The following is a 24457-nucleotide window of genomic DNA, read 5'->3' on the forward strand; positions in this document are numbered from 1 at the left end:
CTCTTTTGTTTTTTTATAATAGAAATAAACGAATAAATAGAAACGGGGGATGGGAAATGGTGCGCTATTGGATTTATTTGCTAAATGAAGAGGTGGCAAGCTATTACCGTGATCGTACAGAAAAGATTGTCGAATTATTGCGTGAGCACCAAGTCGCAAAAGCGCCGCTAAAAAGCATTTGCCGAAAACAAGTCGAATTTATTACCGAACGGTTATCGTTTTCCCGATTGGAATTAGGATTGAAACAATATTTTGCCGGCAGCGTTGGCAAAAATTTAGAGCGTAATATGTTTATATTGAAAAATGAAATCGGGGATGAAGCACTGCTTATCGTGCAAAAGCGACGCCTGCTTCTTGTCACTGACAGTCCATCAGCCGCTGACGACATTTGCCACGCTCTTGCGCAAGTTTCCCCTTCTTTTTTAGCGGTCGACGCCGATTTTGGTGACTACGGTTGGCTGACTCAACTAGCGGACAGAAGAAAATTTGCGTAAATAAAAGATTTTTGTCAGGAAATATTGTATAATACCACATGGTTTAGTACACTGTTAGATAGACAACATGAAGGAGGAAATAGATGTATGTTGACAACGATTCTCGTTGGCATTCTAGCGCTTATTGCCGGAACGGCGCTAGGATTTTTCATTGCTCGCAAAACGATGATGAACTATTTAAAAAAGAATCCGCCAATTAATGAGCAAATGATCCGCATGATGATGATGCAAATGGGGATGACGCCATCACAGAAGAAAATCAACCAGATGATGAAAATGATGAACAATCATCTTAAATAAATGAAACGTTGATTTGATAAGGGGTTTCATATATTTGAAACAGAATCACCACAAATAATGAAATCAAAAAAAGTGTTGAATGGTGAATTTTTCTCCGTTTTGATTTCATTGTTAAAAGGTGAATCTTTCTAAAAAATCATCCTATTCGTTGAAAGATTAATCAACGAAAGGGGATGATTTTTTTTGTTGCTTGAGGACATTTTAGAAGAATATGACTATTATTGCATTTCAAAAGGATTCACAAGAAAAACACTCATTAACAAGCGTCAAGAGTTGAAACAGTTTAAGCGGTTCATGACTGAAAAGCGTGGAATTGTTGAACTAGAAAGTATCACTACACACGATATTAAAGCGTACATGCGATACAAGCAGAAATCGGGCTTAAAACCGCAATCTAAAATGATTCGAGCGTTTTTTTCTTGGATGGTGTTGCAAAACTAGAGTAAAAACTCGAAGTTATGCATAAGGATGCAACATAATACATGCAGTACATATCGATGAAATCCATACCATCGAGGTTGTTCCACCCCATCGCTCTTTAACTCGTTAAATACCCGTTCAATCTCGCGGCGAAGCCCAAACAGCCATTGGACAAATCTCGTTTTCAACAAAACAGGAAGAACCCGGCTTCCGTTCCTCGCTATTGCGGCGGTTGATAGGGGAAATGAATAGGATTCCTGACTGCTCAGCTGTTTGGCGAACCTTTTCGCTGTCATACGCGTCATCTCCTAACACGAACTCAATCTCCCATTGCCCTAAAGAAGCGAGTAATGCTGGTGCCACTGCCGCATCATTCCGATTCGCTGTAGTCAACACATGAGATAAAATGATTCCCTCGGCAGTGGTGCAGAGATGGAGTTTATATCCTTTAAACCAGTGGTATCGGGTGGACACTCCCCACTTTGCCTGTGAATCGTAAAGACTGCTTCGAAGGGCCGTGTTGTCGATCAGCACGATTTGGGGATACCGTACTTCTAGATCTTTGAGCAGCTGTGCATGGAAGACGGGAAATCCCTGTTCCCTAAACCACTTCGCCGCGCGGGAAAATGTAGACAGATGAAGGACTTCACCAAGCCCGTTGAAAACAGCGAAAACGATGCAAGATGCGCACTAACTTTCGTAAGGAATCAATAGCAAAATAAGTTTTCAAAAAGAAACATTTCAACAACGATTTTTTCGACACCGGCGGTCTTCCTGTCACATACGGTGTTTCCGGCAACGACAGCGAGTCGATATATCGAAATAATGCTTCTAAAATTGGATCGATTTCATAAGACCATGCATGTTCACTGTTCAAATTGGAAATCATGATAGTGTCCACCCCTTGGTAGTTGGTTTTGGTCACTGTATATGATTTCCAAGGCGGTGGATTTTTTATGTGCATTTATGCATCCATTATGCGTTTTGCAACACGTTCATTTATGTATGGCCGCTGGGGCCTACATAAATTAATTGCCGTACACTACATTAATAGATTGCCGCAAACACCTATGTACCCTCAATCACACACCACCAATTTTACCCGATCATTTTCTTAAACCCTACCCAAAATCGCATTTTTCCCTTATCGAAACCTCAATCGAAAAACATCAATAAAATCCTACCCTATCCCCTATTCTAATGGGGCTGTTTTTCAACAAAAATTGGGGTCTCCAAAAATGGATTCCCCTTTTTTCTCTTTCCATGACGATACGACCTATAATATAGGTAATTATTGAGCTAATCATAACCTATAATACTCTATAAACACACTTATTTTACCTCTATTTCCCCTTTTTTGGGACGCTTGTTTTTGCTGTAATTAAACAACATTAACACAATGCAAATCGCTCCTCCAATAACAGTAACAGCAAATCCTTGCGGAGTTCTAACAACAAAACCATATACCAGTAAAATCACAAGTATCGATGCGATTAGAATATGAAACAAATAATATTTTGACATCACGTTCACCCCTTACCCTTAATTCTCATAGCTGTAAACTGTCTTAGTCGCTCCTTTAAAATTTATATTCTTATAAAAAACTGTCTTAACCTTGAACCTATATCCCTTTTTATCGCTTTTCTTAACGTACACCTTGTAGGAAAGGTAAGACTTATACGTTTCTTTATAAAGTGAAGCCGTCCCTACAACAAAAGAAATAACCGATGCAGGTGTCCCAAGAAAACTAAGCCCTCCAAGAGTCACGCCACTAACCACGATCCCTTTTCTTCTGTCTTTGTTCTGATAAATTAACTTATAGCTTTTCGGAATGACACTGTTACTCATACATTTATATGCAGGATAACAGGCATAAGTTTCTTTTGCTCCTATTATACCACCAAATAAACCAAAAATAAGCACAAAAGAAATCAAAGTCTTAAAAATTTTCCTATTCATGCCAAACACTCCTTTATTATGGTATTATTTTACAACAATGCTACCATAACAACGGGAATAGCAAAATGTGGAATATTTACTAATTTCTTGACTATTGATACCTTTTTTCTTAGTCGTTTTATACCGATGTTAAAATAGTATTATTTTACTGAGTTTTTTGTCAATTTTATCTACTTTTAAGTCTTTTTAAATAAATTTTAATGATTCTTGACTAATTTTTATAAATTTTTAGATATTTTTAAGCAATTTTAGGTCATTGTTATTATATCCTTAAGTGGATGATAATGTAAACCATAATATGGCAAAATAAGGAAAAATTACTGCTTCAGGAGGTTTGAAGTGGAAAATTTACTATTGGCTATTCCATTGATCTTTTGGATTGGATTCATCGCCTTTTTAATTTGGTGCTTCACTAAAAGAAAAAAGAATAGAAAGTAAAAAGACGTAGAGCTAATCTACGCCTTTTTATTTGTTTTTGGCAAGTAAAAAATGCATGAAATGGCAATTAAAAGTGCCACTTGCCAAATTCCTTCATTGGTTGAGTGAGATTGAATCTTTATAGCGATGACTATCGCCTTTAAAAATGATTAAATGGGAGTGATGTATCAATCGATCAATCACTGCTTCTGTTAATATTGGATCACCAAATACATTATTCCATTGCCCAAATTGTAAATTTGTCGTTACGATGATACTTTCAGCTTCATAACACATGGAAATGATTTGAAATAACAATTCTGCTCCTTGTTTATGCAATGGGATGTAGCCCAATTCGTCTATAACCAAGAGGTCTAATTTCTCGATTTGTTTGAAAAATTTGCCTAGTGATCCCTTGTCATTTGTTTCTAATAACGCATTCACTAGCGCAGCTGCAGTGTAAAACTTCAACTTCTTTCCCTTTTTCTTAAATGTTTCTTTCATATTTTCTCTAAGATATTGTCTGTTTAATGAACCGATTAACTCAATAGAGTTTCCTTCATGACATACTGTCATTTTAACTTGTAATAAATCTGGATAGAACACATCTGTTAAAAGATGTATTTGATTAAAAACACTAGTTCTTCTATATTTTGCCGAAGGTTTTCTAATTTAACCAGTTTTTAACATTAAATCAATTTCGTCTCCTTTTTGGCTCAAATTCTTTAATTCTGCATAATCTAATAATTTTGCTTCACCTGATACCAAAATAAAACAACCTTCACAAACATAATTATCTTCTTCAAATAAATTAGATACTTGTATTAACTTATCATTATCCTCTAACAAATCTAAAGCATAATCATAAGAATAATCATGGAGAATCTTATTTGTTGATTTATTTGAGGTGTGCTTATATCCTCCTTCTACTCCAAAAGGGAAGCCAATTGTTTCGAGCCATTTTGCCATTTTAGTATTAATACTTTTTTCATTAACCTTACCTTCCATCATTTCTTTTATATAACCTCTATTTAAATTGAGCGATTATAGAATCAACCCTATTTTGATCTAGATAAAGAAAATCTCTATAAACTTCACTCAAAAAATGATCTTTCGGAATTTTCCTATTTTTGCTACAATAATATAGCGACTTCGATGAGAAGGATGGGAGAGGTTGGAATGACAATCTTTCGCGATTTATTCTGGTTTTTCCGCCAGGAGAAAAAAGCTTATCTTACGGGGATTTTTATTCTTATTGTCGTGGCGTTTTTAGAAACGATTCCGCCGAAAGTAATCGGAATCGTCATCGATCATATTAAGGAAGGAATGATGGCAAAAACGGTACTTGTCTGCTGGATGGCCGTTTTGCTGTCTGTAGCGGTTGTGTTGTATATATTGCGCTATTGGTGGCGGATTTTAATTTTTGGTTCTGCGGTGAAACTGGCGCGCCAGCTTCGCAACGAGCTGTATGCCCACTTTACGAAAATGTCGCAGTCTTTTTATCAGCGGAAACGAATCGGCGACTTAATGGCGCATGCGACCAATGATTTGCAGGCGATCCAGCAGACGGCGGGAAGCGGAATTTTGACGCTTGTCGACTCCTTGACACTCGGCAGCTTCGTGCTGGCGACGATGGCGCTGACCATCAGCTGGAAATTAACGATCATCAGTTTGCTGCCAATGCCGATCATGGCGGTTGCCACAAGCCGTTACGGAACGATTTTGCATAAGCGCTTTTTAAAGGCGCAAGAAGCGTTTTCCTCTTTAAACGATAAAGTGCAAGAGAGCATCAGCGGCATTCGTGTCATTAAATCGTTTGGCTATGAACAAGAGGACGTCGAATCGTTTCGCAAGCAGTCGGAAGAGGTGGTTGTGAAAAACGTGGCGGTTGCGAAAATCGACGCCTTGTTTGACCCGACGATTTCATTGATCGTTGGCATTTCGTTTTTTTTAGCAGTTACGTTCGGAGCCAAAATGGTCATTGCGGGAGAATTAACGATCGGGGAGCTTGTGTCGTTTACGACGTATCTCGGCCTGCTCATATGGCCGATGCTGGCGTTTGGCTGGCTGTTTAACATTGTCGAGCGAGGGCGGGCCTCCTACGACCGCGTCCGTGCGCTTCTTGCCGAGAAAGAAGAAATTCAAGAGGCGGAAAACGCGATTACTGCGCCTCCGACCGGCGATATCGTTTATGACATTCGACAATTTACCTATCCAAATGAATCCCGTCCCTCCTTGGAAAATATCCGTTTTTGTCTGCGGCGCGGCCAAACGCTTGGCATTGTTGGAAAAACAGGGGCGGGGAAAACGACGCTGCTGAAGCTGTTGCTGCGCGAATTTGACCAGTATGAAGGAGAAATCCGCTTTGGCGGCCACGAAATTAGCGAATATACATTAGATGCGCTGCGTGCGGCGATCGGCTACGTGCCGCAAGACCATTTTCTGTTTTCGGCAACGGTAAGGGAAAATATTGCATTTGCCAAGCCGGAAGCGAGCGAAGAAGAAGTGGTGGAGGCGGCGAAGCTGGCCAATATCCATGGCGATATTATGCAGTTTGCTGATGGTTACGACACGATTGTCGGCGAAAGAGGCGTTTCCCTCTCGGGCGGCCAAAAGCAACGAATCTCGATTGCCCGTGCGCTGCTAATGAATCCGGAAGTGCTTATTTTGGATGATTCGCTGTCAGCGGTGGATGCCAAGACGGAGGAACGGATTTTATCCGCTTTAAAAGAAAACCGTGCCGGAAAAACGACGATCATTACCGCCCACCGTTTGAGCGCAATTCAGCACGCCGACTTCATTATTGTGCTCGATGGGGGACGGATTGTGCAAATGGGAACGCATGAACAATTGATGCAAGAACGCGGATGGTATCGCGACATGTACGAGCGGCAACAGCTCGAATCGTTAGTCGAACAGGGAGGAGAAATATGAACGATAAACCGTTAGCCCCAAAAGAACAACGGCAAGTGTTATGGAGACTGCTTGCTTATATGCGCCGGTACAGGAAAGACACGGCGCTCGCCTTTGCCCTGCTGGTGCTTGCGACCGCAGGGGAGCTTGTCGGGCCGTATTTAGTCAAAATATTTATCGACGACTATTTAACGCCGCGGCGCTTGGATTTTGCTCCATTGCTTTGGCTGGCGGCGATCTATACCGCCGTGCTGCTCTTGAAAACGGTGATTTCATACTTTCAGCTCGTCAAGTTTCAAAAGCTGGCGCTTGAAGTGATTCAAGCGCTGCGGATGGACGTGTTTACAAAAGTACATCAGCTTGGTATGAGCTATTTTGACCGTACGCCGGGCGGAAGCATTGTTTCGCGCGTGACAAATGACACGGAAGCGATCAAAGACATGTTCATCAGCGTCCTTGCTGCTTTTATTCAAAACGGCGTATTTGTCATCGGCGTATTTATCGCCATGTTTTCGCTCAACGTGCGCCTCGCTCTTTATTGTTTGTTTATTTTGCCGGTTATTATTTGGATTATGAAATTATATCGCCATTATAGTTCGATTTTTTATAAAGACATGCGCGAGCGCCTCAGCGAGTTGAACGCAAAATTAAACGAGTCGCTGCAAGGAATGGCGATCATTCAAGTGTTCCGCCAGCAAAAACGTCTTTACCAAGAATTTGCGCAAATCAACGACAAACATTATGCGGCGGGAATGAAAAACATTAAAATCGACGGGCTATTATTGCGTCCGGCGATCGATTTCGTCTATATTGCATCGATTATCGTTGTGTTAAGCTTTTTCGGCATTTCCGCGCAAGAAAGCCCGGTGGAAATCGGGGTGCTGTACGCGTTTGTCAACTATTTGGAGCGCTTTTTCGAACCGGTGACGCAAATGATGATGCGCCTGTCGCTGTACCAGCAGGCGATTGTTTCCGGCGCACGCGTCTTTGCCCTTTTGGATCATGAAGAATTGGCGCCGCAAAACGAGGAAACATCCAAGGCTGTCATTCAAGAAGGAAAAATTGAGTTTCGCGATGTCAGTTTTTCCTATGACGGAAAACGTGATGTGCTGAAACATATTTCCTTTGCCGTCAAACCGGGAGAAACGGTCGCCCTTGTCGGGCATACCGGGAGCGGAAAAAGTTCAATTATTAATTTGTTAATGCGCTTTTACGAATTTGACCGCGGCGATATTCTCATTGACGGCATATCGATTCGCGATTATTCACGCGAGGAGCTGCGCAAACATATCGGCCTTGTGCTGCAGGACCCGTTTCTCTTTTATGGAACGATTAAAGACAACATCCGTATGTACAACCATTCATTAACCGATGAGCAAATCGTCAAAGCCGCCCGTTATGTGCAGGCGGATACGTTTATTGAAAAGCTGCCGGACAAATACGACCATCAAGTGGTGGAAAGAGGAGCTACTTTCTCAAGCGGACAGCGGCAGCTAGTCTCTTTTGCACGCACGATTGCGGCAAATCCGAAAATATTGGTGCTGGACGAAGCAACGGCCAATATTGATACCGAAACGGAAGGAGCAATTCAAGAGGCGCTTGCAAAAATGCGAAAAGGCCGGACGACGATTGCGATTGCCCACCGTCTGTCCACGATCCAAGACGCCGACCAAATTCTCGTGCTCCATCGCGGCGAAATTGTCGAACGGGGGACGCACCAAGAGCTGCTGGCGCAAAAAGGGCTGTATTATAAAATGTATTTATTGCAAAATGGCTTAGTAGATGCACAAGAGTACGTATAAAAAGAAAAAGCGCTGTTCCCGCTTGATTATTGGGCAGCGCTTTTTTGCTTGCGCTTCTGTCGGTTATAAGCGTTCAGAAGCGAATCCAGTTCTTTGCTTATTTGAATGGCGGCGGCCGAGTTCAATCCGTTTTTCGCGACAATTTCTACAAGTTCCATCCGTTTTTGCTCAATTAATGTTAAAATCTCGTTTTTAATCACGGAAAAACAGTTCCTTTCATGATCCAAAATTTATTGTAGGTGATTGTATTGTATACTATTTTGCAAGTTAATGCAAAAAGAGAAAATAGAAATATACTCATGATGCTAGGCAAATACGTTACTAATAAGCCTATTTTTGCTACAATAAAAATAAAAAATGGGTAGGGGTTGAATAAAACAATGACAGATGTCAATGTATTTTTGGCGTTTGGCGCCGGCTTTTTATCGTTTATCTCTCCGTGCTGCCTGCCTTTGTATCCGGCGTTTTTATCCTATATTACCGGTGTATCGGTAAGTGAACTGAAAACAGAGAAAGGGATGATGCAGCGGCGCAGTTTATTACATACGCTGTTTTTCCTCCTTGGTTTTTCGCTCATTTTTATTTCGATCGGCTTTGGCACTTCGCTGGTCGGTCGATGGTTTAGCGAATATCAGGATTTCATCCGGCAAATCGGCGCCATTCTTATTGTGATTTTCGGACTAATGATTGTCGGAATATGGAAGCCGTCCTTTTTAATGAAAGACCGCCGTCTTTCCTTTCAAGAACGCCCTTCCGGCTTCATCGGCTCGCTCGTCATTGGCATGGCGTTTGCAGCGGGATGGACGCCGTGCACAGGCCCAATTTTAGTATCGGTCATTGCGCTGGCAGCGACCAATCCTGGATCGGGAATGCTGTATATGCTCGCTTATTCGCTAGGCTTTGCCGTGCCGTTTTTTATCCTTTCTTTCTTTATTGGAAAAATGCAATGGATTCGCAGCCATAGTGAAAAAATGGTGAAAGTCGGCGGATATGTGATGATTGCGATGGGAGTCATCCTCTTTTTCGATTGGATGACGAAAATTATTGCGTACACGACAAGCATTTTTGGAGGATTTACCGGCTTCTAAATTGGTTGGTTAGGGGGAATTGCGGATACTATGGCAAGGATTCTTATTGTGGATGATGCGAAGTTTATGAGAATTACCTTGACAAAAATTTTGCAAAAAGCAAATCATACGATCATCGGCGAAGCGGAAAACGGAAAAGAGGCAGTGGAGTTATATCAGAGTTTACATCCAGACGTTGTCATCCTTGATATTACCATGCCGGTGATGAATGGGATTGAGGCGGTGCGCGCGATCAAGCAAGTGGATCGAAACACGAAAATCATTATCTGTTCGGCCATAGGGCAGCAGCGCTTGGTCGTCGAGGCGATTGAGGCCGGCGCAGCTGACTTTATTGTAAAGCCGTTTGAAGAAAACCGCGTGCTTGAGGCAATCAACCGTCTGCTATAACCATATAGATATATGCACAATTTGTGGGTTTTTGCTATAATAACATTGTCTATTATCATAAACTTGAAAGAAGAGGATGATGCGTTTGGCTATCATAACATCGCTCATTGCGGTATTCATGGCATTTTTTATATTCTTCGTGCGCATGAAAGCATCGCAAAAACCGGCAAACGCGAAAAAGATTATTTTGCCGCCGATATTTATGAGCACTGGCGCGCTTATGTTTTTGGACCCTGTATTCCGCGTGACGAAAGGCGAGCTGATCGAGGCGATTGTGCTCGGAGCGTTTTTTTCCATTTTTCTTATTAAAACGTCGAAATTTGAAATTAGAGATGGCGAAATTTATTTGAAACGCTCGAAAGCATTTGCGCTTATTTTAGTCGGCTTGATCCTCATTCGCCTCGCATTGAAATCCTATTTGGGCCGCACGATCGATTACCGCCAGTTAAGCGGCATGTTTTATTTGCTTGCTTTTTCGATGATCGTGCCATGGCGCATCGCCATGTATATTTCTTATAAAAAACTGGAGCGGAACTTAAAACATCGGCCGCCGATTTTAACGACATAAATGAGTAAAAAGCGGGGAAGAACCCCCGCTTTTTATTATTTCAGACAGCCGCTTCACGGACATGCCAGCATGTTTCGCCTATTTGCTTTGCAGCAAATGCTCGTAAGGAGCAATATTAATTTGTTTTTCTTTTAACGTACGGATTAAAAACTTATGGTCGCGTTTTGGGGTGGCGATAATATAGCCGCGGATAATCAAATCTTTTGTGATTCGGGAGGCGTTTTCCTCTAGCGCCAGCTCCCCGATTTTTCCGGCGATTTTTTGCCGGGCGACATCGCGAAACAGCTCAGGAACCGGCCTGACGAGCTCCTCTAAAAGCGCCTTCTCTTCTTCTCCCCATAAATGCCGCGTCCGTTCAATGTAATATTCCTGCCAGTCTAATTCCGATTTTCCGTCTTCTTTCGGCAGCCGCTTTAAAAACTTGCGAAACATAAAAAAGCCGCCGATCGACATCGTGACAAGCAAAAATACGCTCCAAAACAAAATAAACCAAAGAAACCAGCCTGTCAGCATCCTTCCCACCTCATCGAATTTCAATCTATCAACCATTATTGCGAAAAAAGCGGGTTTTGGCAAGATTAGCCCGTTTTTACGTTCTGTTACCAAAATGTAATGTAAATGTAAAGAAACACCGCAATCCTCTATGTATCAATGGGTAAGCGATTGTCATCATAGTGAAATGGAAATGTAAACCAGTGATATGTATCTATAAAAATGGTACTCTATTACACGCAGACGACAAACCAAAAAGAAACTATGAGGGGAATAGGATGATGAAAAAAATTCTTGCAACACTCGTAGTAGTTTGCTGTATGGTCGTCGGCTTTACCTCTCATTCGACAGATGCAGCAACAACTTATACATACTATAAGGTGAAGAAAGGCGACTCCTTTTACAAACTTGCTAAAACATATAAAACAACCATTTCTGCGTTAAAATCTTTAAATCATCGAAAAAGCGATGTTCTTGTTGCAGGCGAAACAATCAAAGTTCCGCGGCTGGCCAAAACTCAAGCTGTGAAGCAAGCAGCGGAGCCTGTCGCAAAAAAGCCGAAATTTTCTATTCGTGCAGAAGAACGAAAACTAATGGCACAGCTTGTCCACGCGGAAACCGGCTTTAGCGAGCCGTTTGCCGGAAAGGTGGAAGTTGCGCTCGTTATTTTAAACCGCGTGAAACATCCTGGTTTTCCAAACAGCATTAAAGGCGTCATTTACCAAAAAACAAAATCGGGCTATGCGTTTGCTCCTGTAAAAACAGGAAAACTAACACGCATTCAGCCAACAAAACAAGATTATGCTGCGGTAGATAAAGCACTATCGCTATTCCCGAACGACCGCCGCGGTTCGCTCTACTTTTATAATCCAAAAATCACAAAAGATAAATGGATGCTGTCAAGACCAGTCACGATCCGCATCGGGCATCATGTGTTCGCAAAATAAGTGAGGATATCCCCTGCGAAAAAGGGGATATCCTCTTTTTTGCATGAAAACAGCCAGCAGTCCAAACGTTGTTATACGTGGGGCTACGGCTGCTTTGGTAAAAACAAGTATTTTCCTCTTTCTGTCTCGTAACATAATTATAGGGGAAAGCACGTCATGAAGCGGATCGACCTGATCTATGAAAAATTAAAAGAATGGACAGCAGGGGAAAATCGGTGGGGCAACGCGAAGAAATTAGCGTTTCGACCGCGCCAATATGTTAAATATGTTAACTAAACTAAAACTATGTATCAAATGCTGGAACTAGAGAGAGCATACAATATTATACATTAGATGATGAACTGTGTTATGTAACTGAGTTTTTTGACTACTATAAACAAAAGCAATAACACACAACCGTATCTTTTGTTAATACAATTGTAACCGCTTTCTATAAAACGATTTTTATGTGTATAACACACTAAAATAACCATCTTAATTCATGAACTTTTCCTATTTTGACATGAATATGAATATTGCATCAAAAATATAATGAAAACAAAAAAGGAGGAGTCAGAAAATATGAATATTTTATTAGTTTGTGCAGCCGGAATGTCAACTAGTTTGCTTGTCACTAAAATGCAACAAGCTGCTAAGGAAAAAGGGATTGATGCGAATATCTGGGCAGTTTCTATTGATGAAGCAAAAGCACACATTGACAAGGCAGATGTGCTTTTGCTTGGTCCACAAGTACGTTACAAATTGGCAGAGTTTAAAAAAGAGGGGGAAATGTACGGTATTCCAGTCGATGTAATTAATCCAGTTGACTATGGAATGGTCAACGGTAAAAAAGTACTTGAATTTGCTTTAAGTTTTAATAGTAAGAAATAATGGGGTGTTATGAGATGGAAAGCCAGAAAACATTAGCTCGAGATGAAAAAACAAATAAAAAGGTGAAATATGAGTTTCCAAAAGATTTTTGGTGGGGCAGTGCGTCTTCTGCACCACAAATGGAAGGTGCTTCTAGAGAAGATGGTAAGGGAATGAGTATATGGGATTATTGGTATGAAAAAGAGCCTGAACGTTTCTTTAATGGTATTGGTCCAGACATTGCGACTGATTTTTATCATCGATATAAAGAAGATATTCGGATGATGAAAGAAATTGGACATAATTCATTTAGAACTTCCATTTCTTGGTCAAGATTAATACCTAATGGCGTGGGGGAAATTAACAGTAAAGCAGTAGATTTTTATAGAGATATGATCGATGAAATGATTGCAAATGGAATTGAACCTTTTATTAATTTGTTTCATTTTGATATGCCGTTTGAATTGCAGAAAATAGGCGGTTGGGAAAATCGAGAAGTTGTTGATGCTTATGTAAACTACGCTAAAACATGTTTTGAATTATTCGGCGATAAAGTGAAAATGTGGTTTACATATAATGAACCAATCGTACCAGCCGAGGCAGGATATTTATATGGAGTTCATTATCCTAATATTGTCGATTTCAAGAGGGCGATTCAAGTTGCTTATAATACCATCGTTGCACAAGCAAAAGCTATTAAAGTGTTTAAAGAACTTCAAATTAAAAACGGTAAAATTGGAGTCATTTTAAATTTATCCCCTGTTTATCCAAGAAGTGATCATCCAGCTGATGTGAAAGCTGCCAAAATCGCTGATTTATTCTTTAATAGAAGCTTTTTAGATCCTTCAGTAAGGGGAAAATTTCCTCGCGAACTAGTAGATTTGTTGAGAGAATACAATCTTTTGCCATATATGGAAGAGGAAGATAAAGAACTTATTAGGGATAATAAAGTTGATATTCTTGGCGTCAATTATTATCAGCCAAAAAGGGTAAAAGCGAAAGAGCATTTGCCAAATCCTTATTCGCCTATTATGCCTGAGTGGTTTTTTGATTATTATGAAATGCCTGGTAGACGCATGAATATTTATCGCGGCTGGGAGATTTATGAGAAAGGAATATATGATCTCCTAAAAAGACTTAAAGATGAATACGGAAATATTACGTGTTTTGTATCGGAAAACGGAATGGGTGTGCAAGATGAAGAAAGATTTTTGCAAAACGGAGTAATTCAAGATGATTATAGAATCGAGTTTATTAAAGGTCATTTGAAGTGGGTTCATAAGGCAATCATGGAAGGATGCAATGTGAAAGGATATCATTTATGGACTTTTATTGATAATTGGTCGTGGACAAACGCCTATAAAAACCGTTATGGATTTATTTCGCTAGATTTGGAAACGCGTAATCGCACAATGAAAAAAAGCGCGTATTGGATGAAAGAAGTTTCGAAAAATAATGGCTTTGATGACTGACTGGATGGAAAGCTTGAAGATAAGCTATTCTGTAACGATAAAAGGATGTGTCTGTTTCCTGCCATGTTATAGCAAAGCAGGGATGTTTAGGACTCTTTCCTGCAATCGGATAATCCAAGCCATTTATCATCCATGAAAATCAGAGAAATTCGCAGAAAAATGGGGGGAATCGAATCATTTTATGGGGGAGGGAACAAAAGGATGAATCAATTCATGAGATTTCTAGAAGAAAAGTTTATGCCGGTTGCTGCGAAAGTCGGGGAGCAGAGGCATCTTCAAGCCATCAGAGATGGAATTATTATGACAGTACCTTTGGTTATTATCGGTTCGATATTTTTGATTCTCGGTTTTTTCCCAATTAAAGGATACGAATCGTTTATGGCAAACATATTCGGAAAATCGTGGCAAAATAATCTTCTTTATCCTGTAGGTGCAACGTTTGATTTGCTTGCCATCTTTGTTGCTTTTGGCGTCGCGTACCGCCTTGCTGAAAGATACCAATTAGATCCATTATCGATAGCGATAATTTCAGTTGCATGTTTTCTGCTAGTTACACCTTATAAAATTTCGTTTACTCCAGAAGGGGCGGACAAAACATATGAAGTGACTGGCATTCCTCTTGCGTTAACAGGAAGTAAAGGAATGTTTGTGGCCATTATTATTGCGATTCTTACAACAGAAATTTATCGATTTGTTGTAAAAAGAAATATAGTTATTAAAATGCCAGATGGCGTTCCGCCGTCAGTAGCTAAATCGTTTGCTGCATTGCTTCCGGGCTTTGCGGTTATATTAACTGTTTGGTTGTTAAGACTGTTGTTTCAAGTAACACCGTTTGAAAACATGCATAATATTGTTTCAACGCTATTAGGTAAACCACTCTCATTGCTCGGTGGTTCATTAGCAGGAGCAATTATTGCGGTTATGGTCGCTCAAATGCTGTGGGTAACTGGTATTCATGGGCAAGCAATAGTATGGGGAATTATGTCTCCAATTTGGTTAGCCCTTGTAGATGAGAATAGAATTGCCTTTACTTCTGGAAAGGAAATTCCAAATATTGTGAATGTTCAGTTTATGGATATCTTTTATTCCATAGGAGGATCTGGTACAACACTTGGATTAGCACTTTTACTTGTTTTAAAATCACGTAGTCAGCAATTAAAGCAACTTGGCAGGCTAGCTATTGCTCCGGGGCTTTTTAACATAAACGAACCAATTATTTTCGGATTGCCAATGGTGATGAACCCAATAATGATGATACCATTTATTCTTGTTCCTGTTGTCATTGTCAGTGTATCATACTTTGCAATGGATTTAGGTTTAGTCGCGAAAACGGCTGGGGTAATGGTACCGTGGACTACTCCGGTTGGAATTGGAGGATTCCTTGCTACTGGAGGCAAGATTTCAGGGGCTATATTGCAATTATTTAATGTGGCTTTATCAGCGGCTCTTTATTATCCGTTCTTTAGAATTTGGGACAACCAAAAATATAAAGAAGAACATCAAATGAAAAAAGAAGTTAGTTAAGATGAACTGTGTTATATGATGGAGTTTTTCCATTACGGCAGCGAAAGAAATAACATGCAAACGTAAATTTCCACTCCATTTTACAACTTGTTTGTAAACGTTACCAAAACACACTCTAGCTATCTTTAACATACTGATGCTGTCGGCTTATTTTCCCAAGTTTTTCTACATTGACACGAATATTGCGTATGTAATCGGTGACAGCAAAAAAAGGAGGAATGAGAAAATGAATATTTTACTTATCTGTGCGGCAGGAATGTCGACCAGCTTATTGGTGACGAAAATGCAGCAAGCCGCGAAAGAAAAAGGGCTTGATGCAAACATTTGGGCCGTATCCGCCGATGAGGCAAAGGATCATTTAGACCGGGCGGATGTCGTGCTGCTTGGGCCACAAATTCGTTATAAGCTGTCGCATTTTAAAAAAGAAGGAGAGGCGCGCGGGATACCGGTTGATGTAATTAATCCTGCCGACTATGGGCGTGTCAATGGCGCTGGTGTGCTGGATTTTGCTTTGCGACTAAAACGATAAGAGGGGGCGCTACGGATGAATCGGTTTATCAGTGTGTTAGAGAAGAACATCATGCCGGTAGCGGGAAGGATTGCCGAACAAAGACATCTTCAAGCCATTCGTGACGGAATTATTTTATCGATGCCATTGTTAATTATCGGATCTTTATTTTTAATTCTTGGGTATCTTCCCATTCCAGGCTATAACGAATTTATGGCGAATTGGTTCGGCGATCACTGGTTAGAAAAGCTGCTGTATCCAGTCGGAGCGACATTCGACATTATGGCGCTGGTGGTCAGCTTCGGAGTTGCCTATCGGCTGGCGGAAAAGTATAAAGTGGACGCGCTGTCAGCCGGCGCCATTTCGCTTGCGGCATTTTTATTGGCGACCCCTTATAAAGTGCCGTTTGTTTCGGACGGCGCGAAAGAAGCGATTATGGTCAGCGGCGGCATTCCGGTGCAATGGGTCGGCAGCAAAGGGCTGTTTGTCGCGATGATTCTAGCGATCGTTTCCACCGAAATTTATCGAAAAATTATCCAAAAAAATATTGTGATTAAACTTCCAGACGGCGTACCGCCGGCCGTATCGCGGTCATTTGTGGCGCTTATTCCGGGTTTTGCCGTGCTTTGTGTGATTTGGATTGCCCGTTTAATTTTAGAGGTTACGCCATTTGAAAGCTTTCATAATATCGTAACGGTGCTGTTAAATAAGCCGCTAAGCGCGTTAGGCGGCAGCTTATTTGGCGCCATTGTAGCGGTGTTGCTGGTGCAGTTGCTCTGGTCAACCGGTTTGCACGGTGCGGCCATTGTCGGGGGAGTGATGGGACCGATCTGGCTGTCGCTGATGGATGAAAACCGCATGGTGTTCCAGCAAAACCCTCATGCCGAGTTACCGAACGTCATTACCCAGCAATTTTTTGACCTTTGGATTTATATCGGCGGATCGGGAGCAACGCTAGCGTTGGCGATCGCCATGCTGCTGAGAGCGCGAAGCCAGCAGTTAAAAAGCTTGGGAAGATTGGCGATTGCCCCGGGCATTTTCAATATCAACGAGCCGATTACATTTGGCATGCCGATTGTCATGAACCCGCTTCTCATTATTCCATTTATTTTGGTGCCGATTGTGTTGACAATCGTTTCCTATGTGGCGATGGCGGCGGGACTTGTGGCCAAACCGAGCGGCGTCGCCGTGCCATGGACCACTCCAATCATTATTAGCGGTTATTTGGCGACAGGTGGAAAAATTTCCGGAAGTATTTTGCAAATCATTAACTTTTTCATTGCATTAGCCATTTACTATCCGTTTTTTGTGATGTGGGATAGGCAGAAGGCGACGGAAGAAAGAGGAACGGCGGATATTCCAACCGATTCGAACACGGCGAAGCAAATGTGAGGCGAAGAAAATGGTGATTTATTGCATTATCAATGCGGACGATTTCGGCTATTCCAAAGGGGTTAACTACGGTATTTTAGAAGCTTTTCAACACGGCGTTGTCACATCGGCAACGATGATGGTGAACATGCCAGGAACGGAACATGCCGCCCGTCTGGCAAAGGAGAATCCGGAGCTTGGGGTAGGCATTCACTTCGTCTTAACGTGCGGGAAACCGATTTTAGCGGATGTCCCTTCGTTAGTCAACGAAGACGGTGAGTTTCGCAAGCGTGATGTGCAGCTGCTTTACGCCGATCCGGATGATATCGAACGGGAGCTTACGGCGCAGCTGGAAACGTTTTTGTCGTTTGGATTAACACCGACACATATAGACAGCCATCATCATGTTCATGAACATCCATGTGTATTCCCGATTGTGCAGAAGCTGGCTGAGCAATATGATCTTCCGATTCGGCCGGTACACTCTGAAAAACCACATCGTTTGCGGACAGTTGATGTATTTATTTCTCAGTTTTATGGCCGTGGTTTAACAAAAGAATATTTTTTGTCGCTGTTTGATGAAGTGAATGATGGGCAAACGGTTGAAGTGATGTGCCATCCAGCTTACATTGATGTTCCTTTGTTTACTGGCAGTTCGTATTGCAGCGAGCGTATTAACGAGTTGTCGATTTTAACCGATCCGTATGTGCGGAAAGCACTGGAAAACCGCGGAGTTAGATTGATCACGTATCGCGAATTAAAACAAATGTAGGAGAGAACGATATGCAAACATATGAGGAAATCGTATTTCAAATCATTCTCCATGGAGGAAACGGAAGAAGTCATGCCATGGAGGCGATTGCTGCTGCGAAAAGAGGAAACTTTGCCGAAGCAAGAAAGCAACTGCAAAAGGCGGCGGAGGAATTACAAGCCGCCCATCATATTCAGACAAAGCTGATTCAAAACGAGGCAAGAGGACAGAAAGAGAGTGTTACGCTACTAATGGTGCATGCGCAAGACCATTTAATGAATGCGATTACCGTGAAAGAATTAGCCAACGAGTTTGTCGAACTGTATGGAACATTGCAACATAAGGAAGGGGAAGAAATATGAGTTTCAAAGGAGTAAAAATTGTTACGATTGGTGGCGGATCGAGCTATACGCCGGAATTAATCGAAGGATTTATTAAGCGGTATCATGAGCTTCCTGTCCGTGAATTATGGCTTGTTGATATTCCTGAAGGGGAGGAAAAGCTGAAGATCGTCGGTGAATTGGCGAGGCGAATGGTAAAAAAAGCAGGAGTACCGATTGACATTCATTTGACGCTAGACCGCCGCCGGGCGCTCGAGGGTGCCGACTTTGTGACAACGCAAATTCGTGTCGGCGGGCTGCAAGCGCGGGCGAAAGATGAACGAATTCCGCTGAAATACGGCGTCATTGGCCAAGAAACAAACGGACCGGGCGGGCTGTTTAAAGGATTGAGAACCATCCCGGTCATCCTCGATATTATTCGTGACATGAAGGAGCTTTGTCCAGATGCTTGGCTCATTAATTTCACCAATCCGGCGGGCATGGTAACAGAAGCAGTGCTGCGTTATAGCGATCATAAAAAAGCAGTCGGTTTATGTAACGTGCCGATTGGCATGCGCATGGGAGTGGCAAAGCTTTTCAATGTCGATGCTAGCCGTGTGCACATTGATTTTGCCGGGCTGAACCATATGGTGTTTGGACTTAACGTTTACTTGGACGGCAACAATATTATGGATCAGCTCATCGATCGATTGACAAGCAGTGACAAAGCAGGAATGACGATGCGCAACATCGCCGATCTTGGCTGGGAGCCCGATTTTCTAAAAGGGTTGAAACTGCTGCCATGTCCATACCATCGTTACTATTTCCAAACGAGCAAAATGCTCGCGGAAGAATTAGAGGCTGCCAAAAAAGTCGGAACGCGCGCCGAAGTGGTTCAAAAATTGGAGAAAGAGCTGTTTGAGCTCTATAAAGATCCGAATTTAAACGTGAAGCCTCCTCAGCTGGAAAAACGAGGCGGCGCTTATTACAGCGATGCAGCGTGCAGTCTGATTTGCTCCATTTATAATGACAAGCGGGACATCCAGACGGTCAATACGCGAAATAACGGTGCAATCGCCAGCATTCCAGGCGAGTCTGCCGTTGAAGTAAACTGCATCATCACGAAAGAAGGCCCAAAACCGATCGCTGTTGGTGATTTGCCAGTTGCGGTACGCGGATTGGTGCAGCAAATCAAATCGTTTGAACGCGTCGCAGCAGAGGCAGCGGTCACCGGTGATTACTACACGGCGCTGGTGGCGATGACGATCAACCCGCTCGTGCCGTCGGATACGATCGCCAAACAAATCTTAGACGAAATGCTAGAGGCGCATAAAGAGTATTTGCCACAATTTTTTAAACGAACAGCTGCACGATAATGATAATATAGTAGAGCCCAGCAAGGGAAACCGAAGCTGGGTTTTTTACGTTAGATGTGATTTTTCGATAAATATTTTATGTAAACAAAGAAAGCCCTGTTGGTAAGAGCCTACTCGTTTATATGGATGACCGTGTTGTCTTGTGATTGCGCATCGCTTTGCCGTGCGCTTTTGCTGATGCGAATTTCTAAAATGGGCGCGGAAAAATGTGCGGAAATATATTTGTCTGCAAGCGAAAACGGCAGTAAAATCGTTCGTTGTTTTTCCATGCCACCGTTTTGCTGGATTTGAATGGAAAGGGAACGGTTTTCGCGAAGTACGATAATATGTTCTTTTTGACAATGGCAAAGCTCTGCTTCGATAATATAGTCTTCCTCTGTCTCGAGCACTTCGACACGAAATATCATTTCATCCAACAAAGGCGCAAGCGGATCATTGCATAACAAGTCAAGCCACTGCCGCAGCTCATTTTGCTCTTCGCCATTTTTATGCACGATGAAAAGCTCCCTCCGCATGTTAAACTGTATCGCTGTTGTTTATCGTATGCAGCATCCCCGAAAAGGTTCGCGGCGGGAGCGAAAAATCATTCTTTATTACATGTCGTGGCTAGAATTATGTTTTTGCCGCGTATGGTTTCTGTTTTTTACTTTTTTCGAACCATCCAGCGGCTCCGGCTGCCCTGGATTATCGCCCTTTGGCGCGTTTTTGCGCATGTCTGTGCCCGTGTTTTTATTGGTCATGTCCATCCTCCTCCTTTGTTTATTAGCATGCCGGCAGTCCTCTTTTATTATTCGCGGTATAATTTGTGCCACGTTTGAAACGATAAGTAATGAATGACCGCCACTAGCAAAGGAGGAAGCAATCATGGCTTATCATAAAACGAAACAAGAAGCGTTTCAAGCGGCGCAAAAGGCAACGATGGAAGCAAAAGAATGGCACGACCACTTGGTGCGCGACCAAGCCGATTACGGCCATCAATTAAGCCATTTAAAGCAAGAGGTGAACGAGGCGTTCGAACAAATTAACAACGCGCTTGAAGTCGCCTCGGAAAAACAGCGGATGCAGCTCGAAAAGTTTCGCAACGACTTGCAGGCGATTGTCGATGAAGTTAATGAAATGAAATAAAGGGAATGTCACCATCTGACATTCCCTTTTGTTTGCGACCGTTTACGGAAGGCCGGGATGACGAAACGGACGCAAAGTTATTGATTCTTTTTTCTTCTCTTATTGTTTTGGCGCTGCGCTTCTGTCAATGGTTCGTTCGAAAATTCTTCATTATAGCCGGCTCCCATTCCTTGCGCGCTTGCCGCGTTCATGCCCGGAATGACGTGATTGGCTTTTCGTTTGCCCATCCTCTTCACCTCCGGTACTAGTTTGCGACTGAAAGATAACTTTATGCTCCTCTAAAAAAAGGGATAATATGACAAAACCTTCGAAATTCTATTTACAACTTATCGTCCTTATAATAAGATAAAAACGTACCAATTTTATGGGTGTTGGGAGAATTTGTTCTATTTTTTCGACTTTGCGTCGAAAAAATAGTATAGTATTGAAGTGAGGGGGTAATACATATGGCGAAACAAGACGTTTTTAACGCCCGCTCTTCATTTGAAGTAAACGGTAAAAAATATAACTATTACCGTTTGCAAGCGCTTGAAGAAGCAGGGATCGGCAACATTTCCCGTTTGCCGTACTCAATCAAAGTGTTATTAGAATCGGTGCTTCGGCAGGTAGATGGACGTGTGATCACAAAAGAGCACGTCGAAAACCTTGCCAAATGGGGAACACCGGAAATGAAAGACATTGATGTTCCGTTTAAGCCGTCGCGCGTTATTTTGCAAGACTTCACTGGTGTGCCAGCCGTCGTGGACTTGGCATCGATGCGCAAAGCGATGGCGGATTTAGGCGGCGACCCGTATGAAATCAACCCGGAAATTCCAGTCGACCTTGTCATCGACCACTCTGTGCAAGTAGACCGCGCTGGAACGGACGATGCGTTAGAGTACAACATGAACTTAGAGTTCGCGCGCAACGCTGAGCGCTATAAGTTTTTAAAATGGGCGCAGAAAGCGTTTAACAACTATCGTGCTGTTCCGCCGGCAACGGGGATTGTCCACCAGGTCAACTTAGAGTATCTCGCTAACGTCGTTCATACCGTAGAAGGGGAAAACGGCGAATATGAAGCGTTTCCAGATACGTTGGTCGGCACGGACTCCCACACGACGATGATCAACGGTCTTGGCGTTCTTGGCTGGGGGGTCGGTGGAATTGAAGCGGAAGCCGGCATGCTTGGACAACCTTCTTACTTCCCGGTACCGGAAGTCATCGGTGTCCGTTTAACAGGAAAATTGCCGGACGGTTCCACAGCGACAGACCTTGCCCTAAAAGTGACGCAGGTGCTTCGCCAAAAAGGTGTGGTCGGCAAATTTGTTGAATTCTTTGGCCCAGGCGTAGCGACATTGCCGCTTGCAGACCGTGCAACGATTGCAAATATGGCTCCAGAATACGGTGCGACATGCGGTTTCTTCCCGGTCGACGCCGAAGCGCTTGACTATTTGCGCCTAACCGGCCGCGATGAACATCACGTTCAGGTCGTCGAAGCTTACTGCAAAGCAAACGGCTTATTCTACACTCCGGATGCGCCAGAGCCAGTGTTTACGGATGTTGTCGAAATTAACTTGTCCGAAATCGAAACCAATTTGTCCGGACCAAAACGTCCGCAAGATTTGATTCCGCTTTCGAAAATGAAACAAGCGTTCCGAGATGCGGTGAAAGCGCCGCAAGGCAACCAAGGCTTCGGATTGACGGAAGCGGACCTCGACAAAGAAATTACGGTAACGTTAAACGGCGAAGAAGTGAAAATGAAAACAGGCGCCGTTGTCATTGCCGCGATTACAAGCTGTACGAACACTTCGAACCCATACGTGCTTGTTGCCGCTGGCTTAGTGGCGAAAAAAGCGGTGGAAAAAGGATTGCAAGTTCCGAAATATGTAAAAACATCGCTCGCACCAGGTTCGAAAGTCGTAACTGGCTATTTGCGTGATTCGGGATTGCTTCCATATCTCGAACAACTTGGCTTTAACATTGTCGGCTATGGTTGTACGACATGTATCGGCAACTCCGGGCCGCTCGCGCCAGAGCTGGAAAAAGCGATTGCCGAAAACGACTTGCTCGTGACAAGCGTCCTTTCCGGCAACCGCAACTTTGAAGGCCGGATCCATCCGTTAGTGAAAGGAAACTATTTGGCATCGCCGCCGCTCGTTGTCGCTTATGCGCTCGCAGGTACGGTCGATATCGACTTGCTAAACGAACCAATCGGCAAAGATAAAGATGGCAATGACGTATACTTCAGCGATATTTGGCCATCGATGGAAGAAGTCAAAGCAGTCGTCAAACAAGTGGTCGACCCAGAATTGTTCCGCAAAGAATATGAGCGCGTGTTCGACGGCAACCCGCGCTGGAATGCGATCGAAACGACGGATGAACCGCTTTATCAATGGGATGAAAACTCGACATACATTCAAAATCCGCCGTTCTTTGAAGGCTTGTCGCCAGACGTGCGCAAAGTGGAACCGCTTAAAGGCTTGCGTGTCGTCGGCAAATTCGGCGACTCCGTCACAACCGACCATATTTCGCCAGCCGGGGCGATCGGCAAAAATACACCTGCTGGTCAATATCTCATCTCGAAAGGCGTCGAGCCGAAAGATTTCAACTCTTACGGGTCTCGCCGCGGCAACCATGAAGTGATGATGCGTGGTACATTTGCAAACATCCGCATCCGTAACCAAATCGCTCCTGGCACAGAAGGCGGTTATACGACTTACTGGCCGACAGGCGAAGTCATGTCGATTTACGATGCATGCATGAAATACAAACAAGACGGCACAGGGCTTGTGGTTATTGCCGGCAAAGATTATGGAATGGGAAGCTCCCGCGACTGGGCGGCAAAAGGAACGTTCTTGCTTGGCATTAAAACGGTCATTGCGGAAAGCTTTGAGCGCATCCATCGCTCCAACCTGGTGCTCATGGGCGTGCTGCCGCTGCAATTTAAAGCAGGGGAAAACGCGGAAACGCTCGGCTTAACTGGCAAAGAAGTATTTGAAGTGCATATTGATGAAAGCATCAAACCGCGCGATCTTGTCAAAGTGACTGCGACAAATCCAGATACGGGCGAGAAAAAAGAATTTGAAGTCATCGTCCGCTTTGACAGCGAAGTGGAAATCGATTATTACCGCCACGGCGGAATTTTGCCAATGGTATTGCGTGAAAAATTGGCGAAAGTGAAACAGTAAACAGCATAACAAAAGCAGGCTTCCAATCGCGGAAGCCTGCTTTTATTTTGTGTTCGACCGTTTTGCCGCATCTTCTAGCTTGCTTTTCGGGTCTGGAGTAAATACTGCATCTTGGCCAAAGCCTTGCGGGTTGACGCCGGGCGCCTTTGTTCCACGGTTTTTGCCGCCGTTTTTTGCCATCACCCTCACCTCCACGGGCATAGTATC

Annotated in this window: 28 protein-coding genes and 2 pseudogenes; 19 read left to right on the forward strand and 11 right to left on the reverse strand. The window is 43.0% G+C overall.

Going from position 1 to position 24457, the window contains the following annotated elements; translation table 11 throughout:
- Nucleotides 1–56 precede the first annotated feature (56 nt).
- The 3 genes from sirA (at nt 57) to HT574_RS03775 (ending at nt 1235) form a co-directional block, all read left to right on the forward strand.
- The gene (gene sirA / locus HT574_RS03765) at nt 57–494 is read left to right on the forward strand and encodes a sporulation inhibitor of replication protein SirA (protein WP_017435019.1); all 438 of its coding nucleotides are present in this window, start codon (nt 57–59) and stop codon (nt 492–494) included.
- Nucleotides 495–581: 87 nt separating this feature from the next.
- Complete coding sequence (locus HT574_RS03770; protein WP_017435018.1) at nt 582–794, forward strand: YneF family protein; 213 nt, start codon at nt 582–584, stop codon at nt 792–794.
- Between the two features lie 183 nt (nt 795–977).
- A complete protein-coding gene (locus tag HT574_RS03775) occupies nt 978–1235 on the forward strand; it encodes a site-specific integrase (protein ID WP_175243511.1) in 258 nt (85 codons plus the stop codon).
- Here the strand turns inward: HT574_RS03775 and HT574_RS03780 are convergent.
- The 5 genes and pseudogenes from HT574_RS03780 to HT574_RS03800 form a co-directional block, all read right to left on the reverse strand.
- A pseudogene (locus tag HT574_RS03780) lies at nt 1232–2103 on the reverse strand (transposase). The gene HT574_RS03775 and the pseudogene HT574_RS03780 sit on opposite strands and share 4 nt — an antisense overlap.
- A 443-nt stretch (nt 2104–2546) precedes the next feature.
- On the reverse strand, nt 2547–2738 hold the full coding sequence (locus HT574_RS03785) for a hypothetical protein (RefSeq protein ID WP_175243512.1): 192 nt from the start codon (nt 2736–2738) through the stop codon (nt 2547–2549).
- 18 nt (nt 2739–2756) lie between these two features.
- Nucleotides 2757–3173, reverse strand: coding sequence for a hypothetical protein (locus HT574_RS03790; RefSeq protein WP_175243513.1), 417 nt, complete (start codon nt 3171–3173; stop codon nt 2757–2759).
- Nucleotides 3174–3704: 531 nt separating this feature from the next.
- Nucleotides 3705–4070, reverse strand: a pseudogene (locus tag HT574_RS03795) (ATP-binding protein); the annotation flags it as partial.
- Nucleotides 4071–4262: 192 nt separating this feature from the next.
- Nucleotides 4263–4601, reverse strand: a complete 339-nt coding sequence (locus tag HT574_RS03800; protein ID WP_175243514.1) for a hypothetical protein — start codon at nt 4599–4601, stop codon at nt 4263–4265.
- Nucleotides 4602–4769: 168 nt separating this feature from the next.
- Between HT574_RS03800 and HT574_RS03805 the strand changes: the two genes are divergently transcribed.
- Nucleotides 4770–6524 carry an ABC transporter transmembrane domain-containing protein gene (locus HT574_RS03805; RefSeq protein WP_175243515.1) on the forward strand — a complete coding sequence of 585 codons (1755 nt, stop codon included), beginning with the start codon at nt 4770–4772 and terminating at the stop codon, nt 6522–6524.
- Nucleotides 6521–8305 carry an ABC transporter ATP-binding protein gene (locus HT574_RS03810; RefSeq protein WP_175243516.1) on the forward strand — a complete coding sequence of 595 codons (1785 nt, stop codon included), beginning with the start codon at nt 6521–6523 and terminating at the stop codon, nt 8303–8305. Before HT574_RS03805 ends, HT574_RS03810 begins: the two co-directional genes overlap by 4 nt.
- 26 nt (nt 8306–8331) lie before the next feature.
- Here the strand turns inward: HT574_RS03810 and HT574_RS03815 are convergent, their stop codons facing one another.
- Nucleotides 8332–8505: an aspartyl-phosphate phosphatase Spo0E family protein gene (locus tag HT574_RS03815; protein WP_017435015.1), complete on the reverse strand. Its 174-nt coding sequence runs from the start codon at nt 8503–8505 to the stop codon at nt 8332–8334.
- A gap of 180 nt (nt 8506–8685) precedes the next feature.
- Between HT574_RS03815 and HT574_RS03820 the strand changes: the two genes are divergently transcribed.
- From HT574_RS03820 to HT574_RS03830, 3 genes are all read left to right on the forward strand, one after another.
- Nucleotides 8686–9393 (forward strand): cytochrome c biogenesis CcdA family protein, encoded by a 708-nt coding sequence (locus tag HT574_RS03820; protein WP_042412050.1) that lies wholly within the window; start codon nt 8686–8688, stop codon nt 9391–9393.
- A gap of 30 nt (nt 9394–9423) precedes the next feature.
- Nucleotides 9424–9780 (forward strand): response regulator, encoded by a 357-nt coding sequence (locus tag HT574_RS03825; RefSeq protein ID WP_175243517.1) that lies wholly within the window; start codon nt 9424–9426, stop codon nt 9778–9780.
- A gap of 85 nt (nt 9781–9865) precedes the next feature.
- Nucleotides 9866–10348 (forward strand): CcdC family protein, encoded by a 483-nt coding sequence (locus HT574_RS03830; RefSeq protein ID WP_175243518.1) that lies wholly within the window; start codon nt 9866–9868, stop codon nt 10346–10348.
- A 78-nt stretch (nt 10349–10426) separates the two neighbouring features.
- On the opposite strand, the gene HT574_RS03835 is transcribed toward HT574_RS03830, so the two are convergent.
- Nucleotides 10427–10861 (reverse strand): DUF2621 domain-containing protein, encoded by a 435-nt coding sequence (locus HT574_RS03835; RefSeq protein ID WP_175243519.1) that lies wholly within the window; start codon nt 10859–10861, stop codon nt 10427–10429.
- 257 nt (nt 10862–11118) lie between these two features.
- On the opposite strand from HT574_RS03835, the gene HT574_RS03840 reads away from it, so the two are divergent.
- From HT574_RS03840 to HT574_RS03880, 9 genes are all read left to right on the forward strand, one after another.
- The gene (locus tag HT574_RS03840) at nt 11119–11787 is read left to right on the forward strand and encodes a cell wall hydrolase (protein ID WP_254698551.1); all 669 of its coding nucleotides are present in this window, start codon (nt 11119–11121) and stop codon (nt 11785–11787) included.
- A gap of 531 nt (nt 11788–12318) precedes the next feature.
- On the forward strand, nt 12319–12657 hold the full coding sequence (locus tag HT574_RS03845; RefSeq protein WP_256409990.1) for a PTS sugar transporter subunit IIB: 339 nt from the start codon (nt 12319–12321) through the stop codon (nt 12655–12657).
- A gap of 14 nt (nt 12658–12671) precedes the next feature.
- Entirely contained in the window at nt 12672–14108 is a 1437-nt protein-coding gene (locus tag HT574_RS03850; RefSeq protein WP_175243521.1) for a glycoside hydrolase family 1 protein, read from the forward strand.
- A 201-nt stretch (nt 14109–14309) separates the two neighbouring features.
- The gene (celB, locus tag HT574_RS03855) at nt 14310–15632 is read left to right on the forward strand and encodes a PTS cellobiose transporter subunit IIC (RefSeq protein WP_175243522.1); all 1323 of its coding nucleotides are present in this window, start codon (nt 14310–14312) and stop codon (nt 15630–15632) included.
- Nucleotides 15633–15825: 193 nt separating this feature from the next.
- Nucleotides 15826–16161: a PTS sugar transporter subunit IIB gene (locus HT574_RS03860; RefSeq protein WP_268801772.1), complete on the forward strand. Its 336-nt coding sequence runs from the start codon at nt 15826–15828 to the stop codon at nt 16159–16161.
- 15 nt (nt 16162–16176) lie between these two features.
- The gene (gene celB / locus HT574_RS03865; RefSeq protein WP_175243523.1) at nt 16177–17532 is read left to right on the forward strand and encodes a PTS cellobiose transporter subunit IIC; all 1356 of its coding nucleotides are present in this window, start codon (nt 16177–16179) and stop codon (nt 17530–17532) included.
- A 10-nt stretch (nt 17533–17542) separates the two neighbouring features.
- Entirely contained in the window at nt 17543–18283 is a 741-nt protein-coding gene (gene chbG, locus HT574_RS03870; RefSeq protein WP_217499365.1) for a chitin disaccharide deacetylase, read from the forward strand.
- Nucleotides 18284–18294: 11 nt separating this feature from the next.
- Nucleotides 18295–18624: a PTS sugar transporter subunit IIA gene (locus HT574_RS03875; RefSeq protein ID WP_175243524.1), complete on the forward strand. Its 330-nt coding sequence runs from the start codon at nt 18295–18297 to the stop codon at nt 18622–18624.
- A complete protein-coding gene (locus HT574_RS03880) occupies nt 18621–19958 on the forward strand; it encodes a 6-phospho-beta-glucosidase (protein WP_175243525.1) in 1338 nt (445 codons plus the stop codon). Before HT574_RS03875 ends, HT574_RS03880 begins: the two co-directional genes overlap by 4 nt.
- Before the next feature lie 110 nt (nt 19959–20068).
- On the opposite strand, the gene HT574_RS03885 is transcribed toward HT574_RS03880, so the two are convergent.
- Together HT574_RS03885 and HT574_RS03890 are read right to left on the reverse strand one after the other, a co-directional pair.
- The gene (locus HT574_RS03885) at nt 20069–20452 is read right to left on the reverse strand and encodes an Hsp20/alpha crystallin family protein (RefSeq protein WP_309138268.1); all 384 of its coding nucleotides are present in this window, start codon (nt 20450–20452) and stop codon (nt 20069–20071) included.
- Nucleotides 20453–20551: 99 nt separating this feature from the next.
- Complete coding sequence (locus HT574_RS03890; protein WP_017434999.1) at nt 20552–20698, reverse strand: small acid-soluble spore protein P; 147 nt, start codon at nt 20696–20698, stop codon at nt 20552–20554.
- Between the two features lie 124 nt (nt 20699–20822).
- Between HT574_RS03890 and HT574_RS03895 the strand changes: the two genes are divergently transcribed.
- Nucleotides 20823–21083, forward strand: a complete 261-nt coding sequence (locus HT574_RS03895) for a hypothetical protein (RefSeq protein WP_175243527.1) — start codon at nt 20823–20825, stop codon at nt 21081–21083.
- A 77-nt stretch (nt 21084–21160) separates the two neighbouring features.
- On the opposite strand, the gene sspO is transcribed toward HT574_RS03895, so the two are convergent.
- Nucleotides 21161–21310 carry a small acid-soluble spore protein O gene (gene sspO / locus HT574_RS03900; protein ID WP_175243528.1) on the reverse strand — a complete coding sequence of 50 codons (150 nt, stop codon included), beginning with the start codon at nt 21308–21310 and terminating at the stop codon, nt 21161–21163.
- Nucleotides 21311–21529: 219 nt separating this feature from the next.
- Between sspO and acnA the strand changes: the two genes are divergently transcribed.
- Nucleotides 21530–24250, forward strand: coding sequence for an aconitate hydratase AcnA (acnA, locus tag HT574_RS03905; RefSeq protein ID WP_175243529.1), 2721 nt, complete (start codon nt 21530–21532; stop codon nt 24248–24250).
- Between the two features lie 42 nt (nt 24251–24292).
- Here the strand turns inward: acnA and sspL are convergent, their stop codons facing one another.
- Nucleotides 24293–24430: a small, acid-soluble spore protein L gene (gene sspL, locus HT574_RS03910; protein ID WP_175243530.1), complete on the reverse strand. Its 138-nt coding sequence runs from the start codon at nt 24428–24430 to the stop codon at nt 24293–24295.
- Between the last annotated feature and the right edge of the window lie 27 nt (nt 24431–24457).

The organism is Parageobacillus sp. VR-IP (assembly GCF_013357975.1).
Lineage (GTDB): Bacteria > Bacillota > Bacilli > Bacillales > Anoxybacillaceae > Saccharococcus > Saccharococcus caldoxylosilyticus.

What these genes read in the sequence shown, in the direction of transcription:
- sirA (WP_017435019.1), top strand. Translation starts at nt 57, where the DNA reads ATGGTGCGCTATTGGATTTATTTGCTAAATGAAGAGGTGGCAAGCTAT.
- HT574_RS03770 (WP_017435018.1), top strand. Translation starts at nt 582, where the DNA reads ATGTTGACAACGATTCTCGTTGGCATTCTAGCGCTTATTGCCGGAACG.
- HT574_RS03785 (WP_175243512.1), bottom strand. Translation starts at nt 2,738, where the DNA reads ATGTCAAAATATTATTTGTTTCATATTCTAATCGCATCGATACTTGTG.
- HT574_RS03790 (WP_175243513.1), bottom strand. Translation starts at nt 3,173, where the DNA reads ATGAATAGGAAAATTTTTAAGACTTTGATTTCTTTTGTGCTTATTTTT.
- HT574_RS03800 (WP_175243514.1), bottom strand. Translation starts at nt 4,601, where the DNA reads ATGATGGAAGGTAAGGTTAATGAAAAAAGTATTAATACTAAAATGGCA.
- HT574_RS03805 (WP_175243515.1), top strand. Translation starts at nt 4,770, where the DNA reads ATGACAATCTTTCGCGATTTATTCTGGTTTTTCCGCCAGGAGAAAAAA.
- HT574_RS03810 (WP_175243516.1), top strand. Translation starts at nt 6,521, where the DNA reads ATGAACGATAAACCGTTAGCCCCAAAAGAACAACGGCAAGTGTTATGG.
- HT574_RS03820 (WP_042412050.1), top strand. Translation starts at nt 8,686, where the DNA reads ATGACAGATGTCAATGTATTTTTGGCGTTTGGCGCCGGCTTTTTATCG.
- HT574_RS03825 (WP_175243517.1), top strand. Translation starts at nt 9,424, where the DNA reads ATGGCAAGGATTCTTATTGTGGATGATGCGAAGTTTATGAGAATTACC.
- HT574_RS03835 (WP_175243519.1), bottom strand. Translation starts at nt 10,861, where the DNA reads ATGCTGACAGGCTGGTTTCTTTGGTTTATTTTGTTTTGGAGCGTATTT.
- HT574_RS03840 (WP_254698551.1), top strand. Translation starts at nt 11,119, where the DNA reads ATGATGAAAAAAATTCTTGCAACACTCGTAGTAGTTTGCTGTATGGTC.
- HT574_RS03845 (WP_256409990.1), top strand. Translation starts at nt 12,319, where the DNA reads ATGAAAACAAAAAAGGAGGAGTCAGAAAATATGAATATTTTATTAGTT.
- HT574_RS03850 (WP_175243521.1), top strand. Translation starts at nt 12,672, where the DNA reads ATGGAAAGCCAGAAAACATTAGCTCGAGATGAAAAAACAAATAAAAAG.
- celB (WP_175243522.1), top strand. Translation starts at nt 14,310, where the DNA reads ATGAATCAATTCATGAGATTTCTAGAAGAAAAGTTTATGCCGGTTGCT.
- celB (WP_175243523.1), top strand. Translation starts at nt 16,177, where the DNA reads ATGAATCGGTTTATCAGTGTGTTAGAGAAGAACATCATGCCGGTAGCG.
- chbG (WP_217499365.1), top strand. Translation starts at nt 17,543, where the DNA reads ATGGTGATTTATTGCATTATCAATGCGGACGATTTCGGCTATTCCAAA.
- HT574_RS03875 (WP_175243524.1), top strand. Translation starts at nt 18,295, where the DNA reads ATGCAAACATATGAGGAAATCGTATTTCAAATCATTCTCCATGGAGGA.
- HT574_RS03880 (WP_175243525.1), top strand. Translation starts at nt 18,621, where the DNA reads ATGAGTTTCAAAGGAGTAAAAATTGTTACGATTGGTGGCGGATCGAGC.
- HT574_RS03890 (WP_017434999.1), bottom strand. Translation starts at nt 20,698, where the DNA reads ATGACCAATAAAAACACGGGCACAGACATGCGCAAAAACGCGCCAAAG.
- HT574_RS03895 (WP_175243527.1), top strand. Translation starts at nt 20,823, where the DNA reads ATGGCTTATCATAAAACGAAACAAGAAGCGTTTCAAGCGGCGCAAAAG.
- sspO (WP_175243528.1), bottom strand. Translation starts at nt 21,310, where the DNA reads ATGGGCAAACGAAAAGCCAATCACGTCATTCCGGGCATGAACGCGGCA.
- acnA (WP_175243529.1), top strand. Translation starts at nt 21,530, where the DNA reads ATGGCGAAACAAGACGTTTTTAACGCCCGCTCTTCATTTGAAGTAAAC.
- sspL (WP_175243530.1), bottom strand. Translation starts at nt 24,430, where the DNA reads ATGGCAAAAAACGGCGGCAAAAACCGTGGAACAAAGGCGCCCGGCGTC.